Genomic DNA, 14393 nt, shown 5'->3' on the forward strand with positions numbered 1-14393 from the left:
ATAGAAGGTTACCTTTCCCATGGGCGGCCTTCCGGATATATCTCCCGTTGCCTCCCCTTTGGAGATAACGTACACCCTGATCCCATCAGGGGACGGTGTCTTCAGCTGTCCTTCCGTGCCCGTGCAGTAAGATGCGCCGCCGCACCGCCATTTATCATAAATATAGCCTACTCGTTGCCTGATATGATAAGCATGGGCTGAGGTGGCGTTTCATGGGTTCCAGCAAAGTTGTCAGCGGATTCTTCGGCCGTAACAAAGCCGTGTTCGTTATGGGGCTCACCGCGCTTACCATCGCCGCGACGGCGGACCTTATTGCCGGAATATTCCTGGGTTCGATGGAGACATACATTCTGGCCATCCCGGGAATGATGGTCCTCGTTTATTCGGCCATAGGGATGAGGGGGAACATCTTCGGCGCCATGGGTTCCAGACTCGGGACGTCCATGCACATGGGTACTTTCAAGATGTCCTTCAAAAAAGGCTCCATCCTTCGTGCCAATATCGAATCGTCCATAGGGCTCAGTTTCTTAGTGTCTCTCGCTATGGGCGTTATCGGGTGGGCGGTCGTCGCCATCTTCGGCTTCGGCGAGATACATATCGCCAGCTTCGTATTCATATCAATGCTCGGCGGCCTGCTGGCCGGGATCGTCCTTCTGGGCATCAATTTATTGATAGCATGGAGCGGTTTCAAAAAGAACTGGGATGTGGATAACATCACCGCTCCGCTGATCGCCGCTGCCGGGGACATCGTTACGATGCCTATGCTCTTCATCTGCGCCTGGTTCGTGATACACTGCCCCGATCAGAATATAATAACCCTTCTTACCCTTCTCCTGATACTTGCCACCGTTGTATTCCTCGTGTTCATATTTGCCAGGAAGATCGTGCTCGGAAGGAAGGATGAGGCGAAGAGGATAATATCTCAGTCCACACCCATACTGCTGATGTGCTTGGTGCTGGATATCGCGGCGGGGGTCATCATCGAGAACAAGACGGAAGTGCTGATCATTCTTCCCGTCCTCATAATACTGATGCCGGCTTTCCTGAACGAAGGGAACGCCCTGTCCGGAATGCTTACGTCCAGGCTCTCTTCCATGCTGCATCTGGGTACTCTTCGTGTAAGCAGATTCCCCGGCAAGAATGCGTCGGAGAACTTCTTCATCACTTACGTCCTTGCGGCGGTGACCTACAGCTATATCGGAGTGATGGCGTTCCTAGCCGCGATGATGATGGGCGGTCCGGGAGACATAGGTTTCATAAAAGTAATGGGCATAGTCCTGATATCTGGTATGATCACGACAACGATCCTTAACTTCCTTTCATACTATGTTGCGGTGACCGCCGTCAGATTTGATCTTGACCCTGACGACCACAGCATACCTATGACATCCTCCTCCATGGACCTCATCAGCGCAGGGGTGCTGATAGGCGTGATCGTACTGCTGACCTTATCCTAAGAAGGGTTCGGCTTGCGGTGTTTTCGATAATGATCCGCAGATCCGTTACCTCATCTGCAGATATGAACAAAAAAACAAAACGATGACCTGCTGAACGATATCTGCGCCTGTAAGTCTTCAGTTATCCGATTATGACCGTACCTCTTGTTACATCTTGCCCTTCTTCCGTGACCGACTTGGTCGTCATGACCGTCATCCCGCAGACGTCAATGTGCAATTCGGATTCTATTATCTCATTCATTTTTCATCCCCGCACACCATACGGGCGGGGGGTATTTTAATCTTCAAGAGAAAAAGAGGTGTTTCTAGTGATCGGACATGATCCTCATGACGATAATTCCTTATCCGTACCGTCGGCAAAGGCCTTGAAATAAGGAACGCCGTCCGACGGACCCTTGGCGATTAGTATGTCCCCTTCTTCCATTACGGTGCCCTTCCCGGGACCAAAGATGTATTCTTTATCTCTTTTTATGGCGATGATGAACATCCCGCAGTTGGTGCTGAGGCGCGTTTCCGCAAACGACTTCCCGTTCAGCACAGAGTCCTTCACGACCTTCGCAAGACTTATGGTGGTCTCAGATTCTTTTATGGACATTGCGAGGACGGGGTGTTTCCCGAGCCCTCTCAGAACGACATCCGCTATGGATTTGGCGGCGTTCGCGATGGACATTATCGAGGTCTGAAGCCTGACCGCCACGACTATCCTGGCTATTTCCGCCGGATTGCTGGTCCCGATATCGACGGCCTGTTCCTGGATCTTCGCGGAAAGGTTCTCCATTGTTCCGGCCAGGAAGATGACCTCTTCCGCTATCTCCTCATTGTCATAGATAAGGGAAGAATACGCCAGATCCACCATGAACTCGGAAGTGTTCTTCAGTTCCAAGATCATCTCCTGCAGCCTGTTCAATCTTCCTCCTCCTCTTCGTCGTTTATGCTGGCCGCCTCTTCCTGCGTGGTGGTCTCTTCCTCGTCCTCGGATATTTCGGGGAACTCCCACGGCTTGTTCCCTGTTGCGAATTCCACAAGCCGGTTGTATCCGTCCTCGGTCCCTCTTATTATTATGTCGTCGCCCGCACGGATCTTGACGTCATCCTCCGGGTCATATATCCACCCGCGGCGGTTCTTCAAAGCGATTATCCTGCATCCGGTGGACGCTTCGACACCCAATCTGCCTATCGTATACCCCACCATAGATGACTCCGGCCTCAGCCTTGTAGCGCGGATCTTTTCGCCTGATTCGTGCAGCATCGCCGAAACGAAGGGGCGCCTCTCGATAGGCAGTTTCAGAAGGTCCACGATCTCTGCCGCCGCGTCGGAGATCTTGTCTGCCGCGGAGGCGACCTGCAGCAGCCCGGAGAGCTGTTTCGCATCCTCTTTCGTCCTTGAGGACATCAGCACTTTGAATCGTATGACGAACTTAAGATCGTCCATCTCTTCTTCGAGCTCATTGACCTTCTGCGCCATGTCCTCGCTGTTGTACAGAAGGGATGCGTACGCCAGATCGACTATCACTTCGGATGTGTCCTTCATCTCCGTCAAAAGTTCGCGGACCGTCATCTCTATGTGGTCCAGATTCATATAGCCCTCGGAATCGCCCGTTATAACCCCTCCCCCGCCGGCTCTGGACAGCTACTGCTGCCGTCCGGTTCATCTGAGCTGATCAACAATTTCGGCCACCTTTATCGGAACTTATCCGAATGCAACGAACGTTCTACATATATTTAAGATTTAGATTCGACCGCTTCGGCGTTCGCCGACCGTTCACTTATAAAAGATTATATTATGGCGAAAACTATTGCGGATGAGGTTGACGATGATAAGCAGAGACGAGGTTCTGGCAAATCTTGACGATTATGATCTCAAAAAGGCCAAAGTGGGGGTCGTTGCGTCGCATTCCGCGCTGGACACCTGCGACGGAGCGGTATCCGAGGGCCTAAGGACCGTGGCGGTCTGCCAGAAGGGAAGGGAGAAGACCTTCGCCGATTACTTCAGGACTCAGCGCGACAGCTCCGGGAATGCTGTGCGGGGGGTCGTGGACGAGGTCGTCCTTGTGGACAAATTCAAGGACGTCATGCTTCCTGACGTACAGGACTCCCTGATGAAGAACAACGTGCTTTTCATCCCGAACAGATCGTTCGTCTCTTACGGCGGGATAGACGCTGTCGAAGACCGGTTCAAGGTCCCGCTTGTCGGAAGCAGGAACCTCCTCAGATCGGAAGAGAGAGGCGGCGAAAGGGATTACTACTGGATCCTGGAGAAGGCCGGTCTCCCATTCCCGAAGAAGATCGAGAAGCCCGAGGACATAGATTCCCTTACGATAATCAAGGTCCACCACAAAGTGAAGAAATTGGAAAGGGGATTCTTCACCGTTAAGGATTACGACCAATTCGTTGAGAAGTCAACAGAGCTGGTCAAACAAGGCGTCATAGAGAAGGATTTCCTAAAAGAGGCGAGGATGGAACAGTACATCATCGGGCCGGTGTTCAACCTGGACTTCTTCCGCTCTCCTCTGGAAGAGAAAGGGGAGCAGCTTGAGCTCCTGGGAGTGGACTGGAGGTTCGAGACCTCCCTTGACGGATACTGCCGGCTCCCCGGCAAGCAGCAGGTGGAGCTTGAAGATGACGGAATCATGCCGGAATACACAGTATGCGGCCATAATTCCGCAACTTTGAGGGAATCCCTTCTGGAGAGTGCATTCGAGATGGCCGAGAAGTATATCAAGGCCGCAAAGAGATACTATGACCCGGGGATAATCGGCCCGTTCTGTCTGCAGACGTGCGTAGACAAGGACCTGAACTTCTACATCTATGATGTAGCTCCGCGCATAGGAGGGGGCACCAACGTCCATATGTCGGTGGGGCACCCTTACGGCAACGCCCTTTGGAGGAAAGAGATGAGCACAGGAAGGAGGCTTTCCATGGAGATAAGAAGAGCCGTCGAACAAGAGCGCGTCGATGAGATAATTACCTGAGGTGAAGAGATGAACCACAAAAGAACAATGATCGCCCTTGCGGTCATCATGATGGCCGTCATACCGATGAGCATGATCACGTCTGACGAGTCGGACGCAAGTATGAATTTTGGTGATGTGAGGGGTGAAGGATTCACCAACACCGGCGACGGTACGCTCTTCATTCCCCTGATAAGCACCGAGGCCGTTCCCCACGACATAACGATAACCGTCACGGAGACGGAGGGCGGGAGGGTACTCGCAACCGCCACTGTGACGGTGCCCGCGGAAACCACATACGTGGCTGAGCTGAGATTCAGGCTTGGCGCGGGTGAGCATAACCTAACGGTCACCTGCACACCCGCCGACCCGTTCCCGACTCCTCCCGGCGGCAATCCGATAAATTATATTCCGGTACAGGTAACGGTCACCGAATCCATATGGAGCAAACCGACGACCTTTGCCGCGATCGCGGTCATCGCCATCCTGATCGTCATCGCCGCCTATATGCGGATGCGCAGCGCACCGACAACCAAGCCCGAAATGACATTCACCGAACTGGAGAAAAGGCAGAAGGGCTCCAAGGCCGACGAAGAGAAACCAAAGGCGTCTGCGACAGAAAGAAGAAGATACAGAGAATCCGACGGCTCCGCCAAGGGCGCTGAGAAATCTTCTGCGCCGCCGCCGGAGAAGAAGGCGGAGACCTTCACCGAGCTTGACAGACAGAAGAAGGCGGAGACCGCATCTAAGAAGGAATCATCAGAAGAACCGAAGAAGGCGGAGACCGCATCCAAAAAAGAATCGTCCTCGGAAGAGCCGAAGAAACTCAAATACGTCAGTTCCAGAAGGAAATGAACATTTGAAGCGGGACATGCCTCATCGGGGTGTGTCCCGCATATTTTTCATAATTTCAGTTTCGGGTCTTTAAGGTCTATGAGGGCAACTTCCCTTCTGTCCATGAAGAACCCGATCTTCTTGTGGAGCATTATTGAGGGCGCGTTCCCTGTCTGGAGCATGCTGTGCGCCGCTTCGGCGCCCATGGACTGACCTTTTCTGAGCACTTCCCTCAGAAGTCTGTATCCGATCGCGTTCCTCCGAACATACTGATGGACGCCCATGTTCTCGATCCACACCAATCTATTGACGTCGAAAACATGCTCCAGCATCTTTGCGAATATGAAGCCGTATATCTCGCCGTCCTCCTCCGCGACAAAGCTGAGGCCGCTTTCCATGTATGAGGCAAAGTGGTTCTTGCTGCTCGCTCCGAGATTGTCCTTCCACTCTTTGGGAAGCTCTTCCCACTTGTTCTCGATCGTTTCCGCAAAATATTCCTTTATACACGATATCTCAAGCGCCCGGACCTTCTCGATATCCTTGAGCTTCATCTGCCGGATCTCCATCACATCTCCTCCGGACAATCTATACCCAGACAGTCAAGGACGTTCCTCAGTACCGTCCTGGTGCACTCCACGAGCGTCAGCCTTGCGTTCCTGTTCTCTCCGGATTCGAGGACGGGCACCGCCGCATAGAACTGGTTGAACGCAGATGCCACCTCGTGGCCGTATGCTGGCAGCACGTGCACGCGCTTCTCTTCTCCAGCCTCCCTTATGACCCTGCCGAACTTGGACAGCGCTTTTATCAGCGCCTTTTCATATTCGTCGCGGAACATGCCCGGATCCGTGCAGTGCCCGTATTCCCCCGCCTTCCTGATCATGCTGCAGGCCCTCGCGTGAACGTATTGGATATACGGCCCGCTGTTCCCGTCGAAATTGAGCGCCTCATCCCATTTGAAGACAAACTGCTTTTCCGGATGGACCCTGATTATATTGTAGCGGATGGCACCTATGCCCACCTTTTTCGCGATGCACAGCATCTCATCTTCGGACAGATCCTTCCGTCTGGATCTTATCTCTTCCGTCGCGCGGCTCACAGCCTCGTCGATAAGATCGTCCAAATAGACGACGACCCCTTTCCTTGTGGACATCTTCCCTTCGGGAAGGGATACGAAGGCATAGAACATGGCCTCCGGGACCTTTTCGCTGCCGAGGATCCCCAGCGCGGAGCATAGCTGCTTTGAGCCGAGCTTCTGATCCTCCCCCAGGACGTCGATCGCCCTGTCCGCTCTTTTGAATTTATCCAGATGATACGCCAGATCGCGGGTTGTGTAGAGGGTGGTCCCGTCGGACCTCATGAATGTGAACTTTGTATTTTTGCCCTGTATCCCGAAATCCTTAAGGTCAAGGTACCATGAGCCGTCGTCGGTCTGCCCCGCATACTCGGACCCTTTGAGCTTCTCCACCACCTCCCTTGCCGAACCGTCGGCGATGAAATCCGATTCCCATGTATATCTGTCAAGTTCTACATTGATGCCCGACAGTGTCTCCCTGAGCCCGCCGATCATCGCCTCCGCCGTTTCTCTGACGCTGCCTATGACCGTTTCATCCCCGTCCTCGAACTTTCTGAGCATCTGGGATATCTGATCTTTGACATCGTCCTTCTCTTCCATCAGCCTGTTCGCTTCGCGGTAATATGAGACGAGCTTATGATCCGTTTTGTCCCTCTCCTCCTCATCTGCGGAACCCTTCGGGACATTGTTGACCCCCCATGTGAGGATTACCACCTGCTTCCCCACATCGTTCACGTAGTATTCTGTCTGCACATCATATCCGCATCTCTTCAGGGACCTGGCCAGCGTATCCCCTATTATGGGGTTCCTGGCTCTTCCCACATGTATCGGTCCGGTGGGGTTCGTTGACGTATGTTCGACATTGATTCTGATGCCGTTAGGAGACGCCGAGCCGTAAGCTTCACCTTCCGCAAGTATACTGTCCAAGGTCTCTTCTGTCAGAGCGGCCGCATCCATCATGAAATTCAGATAGCCGTTGAGTGTGCTCACCGATGATATCATTCCGGACGGTTCGATGTGAGCTGCCAATCTTTTGGCTATTTCTTCCGGGGCGGACCTCAGCTCTTTTGAGAGGCTGAAGCACGGCACCGCAAGGTCCGCCTTCTCCGAGACCTCTTTCACAAATCTTAGTTTGGGGTGACCTATCTTTTCCAGGGCCGCATTGACCGCCGAATCGACCTCTTCCTCAAACCTCACTATGCATTCCACGCTCATCCCGCCCTGTATCTCAATATGGCCGCCATCCCTCCGAACGCCCTCATCAGCATATCGCCTTCCTCCGAATCTCCGGAGATAAGCTGCACCTTTGTATTGAATCCGTCGGCGGTCTCGAAGAACTCATCTATGATGTCCTCCTGCTTGAGCACTTTTGCGGCCAGTCCGCATTCGGGACAAGTTATCTTCTCTTCGGGATCGTCGACGGTGACCTTCATGTTGTGTCCCGATGCGCACTCGATCTCCGTCCTGTATTTGTTGAGGGACTCCGACAGAAGCAGCACCTCTACCGCGCCTGACTCCGTCGCCGTCCTCACGTCGTCCTCGCCGTACGCCGCCAGTCCTCCGTCGGGTTTCCTTATCTCTCTGAAGAGTCTCTGCATATACTCCTTCTCGATGGTCAGCTGCATATCCGACAGGGCCTCCTTGGCCGCATCCACCAGCTCCCTGAGGCCGGATTCGTCGGTGTAGCCGGTATCGAAGAGGGGGCTTACGACCTTTTTCCTTAGTTCATGGTGCAGGTACTCCTCTTTCACGAAGAAGTCCTTCGTCGAGCCGGGGCCGCCTACCAATATCCCCTGAAGCTCCTGCCTGTTGAGGAAAACCTCCGTAGCATGGTCCGCCACCTTTCTGTAGAACTCATGGGCGGCTATCTCTATCAGCCTTTCGAAACGGACCGAGGACTGCCCGCCCTGGTGATGCTTGCTTGGAACCAGAGAGTCGAAGTGTTTCAGAACGGTTATCCTGCTTCCCGACAGGAGCCCGAGGGTCGCCTCTTTTCTGTCTATGGTGATAAGGCCGTATGATTTCTTGTCCAGGAGCATCTCCTCAAGCGGCTCCGTAAAGAACTCAGAGTCGCATCGGTATAGGAACGCGGCCACCTCTTCCGGGGGTTCCAGCGTGTACTGGACCATCCTGGTCTGGTCTCCCGCGCGGGGCACCTCCCCGCAGAATATCACCACGCCGTTCGGCGGCGTCGTCTTATACGTTCTGAGTCTGGACATTATGGAATCGATCGCGCTTGTGACGTTCTTCATGGTGGACTTTGACTTGATGTTCGACGCCTGGGACTGCTCTTCCCTGAGATACGACATAACGTCCGATATCATTTTGCCGCTCGGTACATAGACCGATATGAGTTCCGTTCCTCTTCCTCGGTATGACATTATCTCCTGCATCGCTTTCTTGAAATCGTATCTGGCCCTGTCCAGAGCGTTAGCCTCACTCATTTTGTTCCACCAATAATATTTATCTCAATTGCGCATTCCTATAAAAGTATTGGTGAAAAATGAAAGAAAAAGTGGTCGTATCCATCGGCGGGTCCATTCTTATACCCGGCAAAGACGATCCTGCATACATAAAGAGATTGGCCGATACGATCAAAGAGGTCTCCGAGATGGTGCAGATCGTTATCGTCTGCGGAGGCGGCAGGATCGCCAGATACTATACCGAGACGGGAAGGGACCTCGGAGGTTCCACTTATCAGCTTGACATGCTCGGCATCGGCGCCACAAGACTTAACGCCCAGCTTCTGGCCGTCTCTTTGAACGAACTCTCCTCGACCGACATCCCGCTGACGGCGGCGGAGGCCGCAGAAAAGTCCACCCCTTACAACATCGTCGTGATGGGGGGCACCGTGCCCGGACACACCACCGACGCGGTGGCGGCCATGGTGGCCAGGGAGATGCGCGCGGACAGAGTGGTTAACGCGACCTCCGTGGAGGCCGTCTACACGGACGACCCGAAGAAGAACCCGTCCGCCAAGAGATTCTCAAGGATGACGATAGACGAACTGGGAGATGTGGTTTACAAGGAACACGGCGCGGGGAGGTCGAGCGTCTTCGACCCCCTCGGAATAAAGATCGCAAAAGAAGAGAAGATAGACATCCTGATGGTGGACGGCAGGAACCTCGCCGAACTGAAGAACGCCATATTGGGCAAAGAGATCAGCGGGACGTACGTCAGCTCCCGCTGATGGTCTCCAGGTCGGACGACGATATCAGCTCTGATCCCGCCGACGCTATCAGTTCGGACAGCCTCCTCTCCTCCGACCCTTTCAGGGATTTTCTGTGCAGGTACACCAGCTTTGTGTCCGACGCTGTGCAGGCGTCCTTCACCATTCTGACTATGTCCTCGTCGTCCCTGCCTTCCATGTGATAATTGGGAAGCATGTGGCCGAAGTTTATCTTGAATTTCAGCGCAACCTCCGTGAACCTCGGCGCATAGTGACCGCCGGCGACGCCGACAGCCGTATCGTAATCATTCTGTTCCATACCCAGAAGAGCATCGGTGAGTATGTCCGCCGCCCTCTCGTTCCCCCAATTCCTCTCATCGCTCCCTATCTCGATGAAGAATGTCGGCCTCTCAAGCCACGGCCCGTGGTGCGTCACTTCGAAACAAACTCTGAAACCGGCCAGGTCATTGTATGCGGATATCCTTCTCAGCGCGTCGGTCATAAGGGCGGGGTTTGATCTGACAAGCGTTCTCTCCTTTCCTCCGAACTTGTTATCATGATAGTTGCCGATGGGGTGCACGGTAAGCGAGGCCTCTCCGCTTTTCGCCGAATGTCTGGACATGAACACTACCTCGCCGATATCTAAGGAAGCATCCTCGATCCTTCTGTCAAGGTCCTCTAAACGGATGTGGAAGTCCGGAGTTGTCATCATCACCATATCGCCGCAGGCGATGAAATGGTCACTGCCGAATCTCCCGATCTCCTCCCATTCCCTTTTCTTAAGAAGCTGGGTCTTCATGTTCACAGACGGTATGTCGGTCTCGCTGCACACAAGCAGCCTCTTTTTTCCGGTCATTTTCAACAAACGTCTATCGCAAATAAGATATATATCTCTCTCCGGTTCATGCTCGTGTCAATCGAGAGCGCGACGATTAGGGAGAGGGCACTGCTTCATCTTAACAGATTCCCAGGTATGACTCCGAACGAGATGTTCAATGTTCCTTTCGATCTCACGCAGGACGGCATCGCGTCTGTGCTGGGGATCTCCCGTGCACACGCATCCCTCGAACTGAAAAAGCTCAAGGAGATCGGGAAGGTCGATGACTGGCAGGCGCACATAAAGGGTTCCGGCACTAAGAGAAGGGTTTACTACCTGCTGCCGGACGGCATGGCCGAGGCCGAGCTGCTGAAGAAAAGGTTCGAAAAGTCCGGCATTACCGTTGAGACCCTTCTTGATATGAAGAGGTGCGAACCGGAAATAATGTGGGACAGCCTCAGCGCAGAAGACAGGGAGACGTTCGGCGCCGCGTGCGTATTCAGGGTTAAGATACAGAGAAAAACACTTCCGCATACGAACACCGGTGTGATCCCCGCCGATTTTTACGGGATGACATGCATAAGCGAAGACGTCCGAGAGAAATATCTTTCATTGGCGGATCCGGGAAAAGCAAGGGCCTGGCACAGCTACGCGGCGGATTGGTGGATGGACCATGAAAAGGACTATAGGAAAGACGACGACGAAGATCAGTGCCAAGAAAGACTTTACCATTTGGTAGAGGCAGGAAGGAACACCGAAGCATGCAAATTCGTCCTCCGGTTATCCGATGAGTTCCTTGAGAACACCAACGAAGATCTCCTTTCAATAATGAAAAAGATGACTGTGATACCGAAGTATGCCGAATCGATCTACAACATAAGGGCGAGAGTGGCTTTGGACTGCGAGGATGTGAAAGACGCCCTCTCATGCGCGGATGTGCTTGCGGATTTCCTTACCGACGACGCCGATGTTATACGGGCCGAGGCACACATGCTCTCAGGAGACCCCCAGAAGGGCTTTGATATGGCAGCGGCCCTGTTCGATAAAAGCCGTTCTTCCAGAGCGGCGCTCGTCGCCGCAAAATGTCTGTTCAGGATGAAAAAGTATGACGATGCGTCCGGCTTCTTGGATTCTTCATACAGGGTGCTTTCCGATAACGGCGAAGCGGCCAGAATAGACGACATACTTCTGCTGAGAGCGGGCGTGGCATATGCTGCGGGGAAGACCGACGAAACACTCAGCTATCTGAGCAAAGCGAAAAAAGCCTCCAGAAAGAAAAGGGTCAAAGAGAAGATAGACGCCATGACCAAGAACATAAAGAACGGCAAGGGCGTAAATTTCGAATGATCAGAACACCGTGTTCCTTTTGAGATCATCAATGTCAGAGATGTACAGATCCCGTATGTCGCGGATGCCCCACTTCAGCATAGCCAGCCTCTCAAACCCGAATCCCCAGGCAAGCACAGGGTGGCTCACGCCGAACGGTTCCACGACCTCCGGCCTGAATATTCCTGCGCCTCCCAGCTCCATCCACTTTCCGTTGAAGAACACCTCCACTTCAAGGGACGGTTCCGTATACGGGAAATATGCCGGCCTTATCCTTACCTGATCGAATCCCATCCTTGCGTAGAACTCTTTTATCATCGATATAAGCATATCGAAATTGCCGTTCTCATCGATCACGATCCCCTCTATCTGGGTAAACTCCGGAAGGTGGGTGGAGTCTATCGATTCGTTCCTGAATATCCTGGATATGGAGAATGCTTTCTGAGGCGTGTCCGGGTGCTCGGCGATGTATCTTATGCTACTGACCGTGCTGTGTGTTCTGAGTAAAGCCGCCTCCGCTTTCTCTCTTGACCACGAGCCTCCCCATCCCGTGGACCCTGTGTTCCCGCCCCTTTCGTGTATGTCCTTAACTTTCCGCACGAGGTCCTCGTCCTCAAGGTCTATCCTGTCTGGGATATCAAGATAGAACGTATCCTGAAGGTCCCTCGCGGGATGGTCCTGCGGGGTGAACAGCGCATCAAGGTTCCAGAACGCAGGCTGCACGTACTCAGAGGACATCTCGGTGAACCCCATATTGGTGAATAACATCCTTATCTCATCGCCCAGCCTAGTCAGGGGATGCTTCTTTGCGGGGGCTATCGTAGGGGCGAATGTTCCCACGTCATACTTTCTGAATTTGACGTTCTCCCAGCCGCCGCTTTGGATCAGGCGGTCGGTCACGTCCGTGACCTCTTCCTTCAGTTCTATTCCCAATGAGACCGCCTTTATGCCTTCGTCTGTGACCCTTATCGTTCTCTTTGTGACTATCTTGTCCCTGATGAGCCCCTGCCTCCCCTTTAGGTCCCCGACGATCTTAGGATCGGCCTCGCTCTCATGGATAGGCGACGTCGCCATCCTCTCGATCAGGACCTCATAGTCCATTTTAGACCCGGCCGCCGATCTGCCTTCGTCGGTGAGTACCAGAAACTTGGTCCCGTCCTGCGGGACTATGTCGGCTAGACCTTTTCTCTTCAGCCACCCTACGGCGATCTTATCCTCGCCGCCGGGCATCTTTTCTGACAGGATGTTCATATCCAGCTTTCCGCCGGATGCGCCGATGATCGACAGGGCGCGCCTCTCTGGCAGCCCCTTTTCGACTACCTCTTTGTCGGACAGCTCAAAGAATTTCCGGACCTCTTCCTCTATTCTTACCAGGCCTTTCGATTCCAGCCACGACGCGGCGCCCATTATCTCCACCTCGAGGCCGAACTCCCCTGCTTTCATCAGGTCCGCCGGAGAGGCCGCCCCTTTGAAAACATCAAGCGCTATCAGAAGCTTCCTCTCATTATAGCTCAGTCCTTCCACGATGTCTGGAATATCCATCTGATCACCATTTGAATCCGTCGAACGTCATGCTGCCGACCACTTCTTTTGCCTCTTCTCTCTTGGCCTGATGTTTCTCAAGGAAGACGTTGATCTTCTCCGTGAGCATCTGTTTGCACTCTCCGCAGAGTATCTCGCCTCTTCTGCATTTGTCTGCGAGTTCGTTTATCTTCTCATCGCTTCCTTCGAAAAGGAAGTAGTTGTACTTGAACACTGCACAGACCTCCGGGTTCCCGCCTTTCTCCTTCTGCTCCTCTACGGACACGCATCCTCCCGTGAACGCCCTTCCGACCTTCTTCTTCACATCCTTGGGGGCGTCCGTTGTGTATATCGTACCGTATTCGTCGGATGACGACATCTTGTCCCCGCCTCCTAGGCCTGGGAACATCTTGCAGTAGAGCATGGTGGGCTTCGGATAGTTGAGGCCGGGCGCCACATCCCTCGCCACCCTGAAGTGCGGGTCCTGGTCGATCCCGCAGGGTATCAGGCAGGGTACTTGTCTCCCCTCTCTCTCCGTCGGAAGGAATGCGGGCGCGGCCTGGATTGTGGTGAAGAATATCGATCCTATGTTGGTCGAATTGTCGAACCCGAACACTGCTTTGGCGGTGGAGAACGTGACCTTCTTGGATACTTTGAGGGCTATCGGATAGAGGGTGCCTATGTTCTCTGTGTCCAGGATGATCTTCGTCCTTTCCGGATCGAACCCAAGCGCGATGAAGTCCAGCGCGTTCTCGTATGCGAGGGACCTGGTATCTTTCAGCGTGAGGTCCTTGAACAGGAACTTCTCGTCGTCGGTCATCTGGAACAGCATATCCACTTTGAAAACGTCCTGTATCCACTTGTTGAGTATCCACGGCATGACGTGCCCGAGATGTGTGTGCCCGGACGGACCTCTGCCCGTATAGAGGATGAATTTGTTGCCTTTGTCGTACTCGTCCAGCAGCTTTCCGAAGTCCCTGTGGGTATAGAATATCCCTCTCCTCAGCATAGGATGGAGTTCACCATATCCGCCGATCCTTTTCAGCAGCGGTTCGTCGATGGGCGTGGTGCCGAACCTCTCCATCAGGAGATCGTAGTCTATGTCTCCGCTTACCTCCCAGGGCGTTACCTTGAAATCATCTGCCATATCGAGTGACCTTACAGTGGAGAAGGATGAATCTGTCTTTAAGTTTTCTAACAATTACCTGGCGCAGGGACGGCGGAAACTCTGTTTACGGCCGGGTCGG

The 14393-nt window shown here is 53.5% G+C and carries 13 protein-coding genes; 5 read left to right on the forward strand and 8 right to left on the reverse strand.

Going from position 1 to position 14393, the window contains the following annotated elements:
* Nucleotides 1–212: 212 nt before the first annotated feature.
* Nucleotides 213–1457: a magnesium transporter gene (locus tag FWG96_06880; protein MCL2032969.1), complete on the forward strand. Its 1245-nt coding sequence runs from the start codon at nt 213–215 to the stop codon at nt 1455–1457.
* Between the two features lie 325 nt (nt 1458–1782).
* Here the strand turns inward: FWG96_06880 and FWG96_06885 are convergent, their stop codons facing one another.
* Complete coding sequence (locus FWG96_06885; protein ID MCL2032970.1) at nt 1783–2364, reverse strand: potassium channel protein; 582 nt, start codon at nt 2362–2364, stop codon at nt 1783–1785.
* Nucleotides 2361–3035 (reverse strand): potassium transporter TrkA, encoded by a 675-nt coding sequence (locus FWG96_06890; protein MCL2032971.1) that lies wholly within the window; start codon nt 3033–3035, stop codon nt 2361–2363. Before FWG96_06890 ends, FWG96_06885 begins: the two co-directional genes overlap by 4 nt.
* A gap of 223 nt (nt 3036–3258) precedes the next feature.
* Between FWG96_06890 and FWG96_06895 the strand changes: the two genes are divergently transcribed.
* Both FWG96_06895 and FWG96_06900 read left to right on the forward strand, forming a co-directional pair.
* On the forward strand, nt 3259–4428 hold the full coding sequence (locus FWG96_06895) for a formate--phosphoribosylaminoimidazolecarboxamide ligase family protein (protein ID MCL2032972.1): 1170 nt from the start codon (nt 3259–3261) through the stop codon (nt 4426–4428).
* A 9-nt stretch (nt 4429–4437) separates the two neighbouring features.
* Entirely contained in the window at nt 4438–5262 is an 825-nt protein-coding gene (locus FWG96_06900) for a hypothetical protein (GenBank protein ID MCL2032973.1), read from the forward strand.
* A gap of 47 nt (nt 5263–5309) precedes the next feature.
* On the opposite strand, the gene FWG96_06905 is transcribed toward FWG96_06900, so the two are convergent.
* The 3 genes from FWG96_06905 to prf1 are packed head-to-tail and all read right to left on the reverse strand — an operon-like array spanning nt 5310 to nt 8757.
* A complete protein-coding gene (locus FWG96_06905; protein MCL2032974.1) occupies nt 5310–5807 on the reverse strand; it encodes a GNAT family N-acetyltransferase in 498 nt (165 codons plus the stop codon).
* Nucleotides 5807–7528: an arginine--tRNA ligase gene (gene argS, locus FWG96_06910; protein ID MCL2032975.1), complete on the reverse strand. Its 1722-nt coding sequence runs from the start codon at nt 7526–7528 to the stop codon at nt 5807–5809. The genes FWG96_06905 and argS overlap by 1 nt, the downstream gene beginning before the upstream one ends.
* Nucleotides 7525–8757 (reverse strand): peptide chain release factor aRF-1, encoded by a 1233-nt coding sequence (gene prf1 / locus FWG96_06915; protein ID MCL2032976.1) that lies wholly within the window; start codon nt 8755–8757, stop codon nt 7525–7527. Before prf1 ends, argS begins: the two co-directional genes overlap by 4 nt.
* A gap of 59 nt (nt 8758–8816) precedes the next feature.
* On the opposite strand from prf1, the gene pyrH reads away from it, so the two are divergent.
* The gene (pyrH, locus tag FWG96_06920; GenBank protein MCL2032977.1) at nt 8817–9503 is read left to right on the forward strand and encodes a UMP kinase; all 687 of its coding nucleotides are present in this window, start codon (nt 8817–8819) and stop codon (nt 9501–9503) included.
* On the opposite strand, the gene FWG96_06925 is transcribed toward pyrH, so the two are convergent.
* Complete coding sequence (locus tag FWG96_06925) at nt 9490–10338, reverse strand: D-aminoacyl-tRNA deacylase (protein ID MCL2032978.1); 849 nt, start codon at nt 10336–10338, stop codon at nt 9490–9492. The two genes, pyrH and FWG96_06925, sit on opposite strands and share 14 nt — an antisense overlap.
* Before the next feature lie 48 nt (nt 10339–10386).
* Between FWG96_06925 and FWG96_06930 the strand changes: the two genes are divergently transcribed.
* The gene (locus FWG96_06930) at nt 10387–11646 is read left to right on the forward strand and encodes a hypothetical protein (protein ID MCL2032979.1); all 1260 of its coding nucleotides are present in this window, start codon (nt 10387–10389) and stop codon (nt 11644–11646) included.
* Here FWG96_06930 and FWG96_06935 read toward each other — a convergent pair whose 3' ends face one another.
* A complete protein-coding gene (locus tag FWG96_06935) occupies nt 11647–13167 on the reverse strand; it encodes a phenylalanine--tRNA ligase subunit alpha (protein MCL2032980.1) in 1521 nt (506 codons plus the stop codon).
* A gap of 4 nt (nt 13168–13171) precedes the next feature.
* Entirely contained in the window at nt 13172–14293 is a 1122-nt protein-coding gene (locus tag FWG96_06940) for a tryptophan--tRNA ligase (protein MCL2032981.1), read from the reverse strand.
* Between the last annotated feature and the right edge of the window lie 100 nt (nt 14294–14393).

The sequence above is a fragment of the Candidatus Methanoplasma cognatum genome (genome assembly GCA_009777615.1).
GTDB classification, from domain to species: Archaea; Thermoplasmatota; Thermoplasmata; order Methanomassiliicoccales; family Methanomethylophilaceae; genus Methanoplasma; species Methanoplasma cognatum.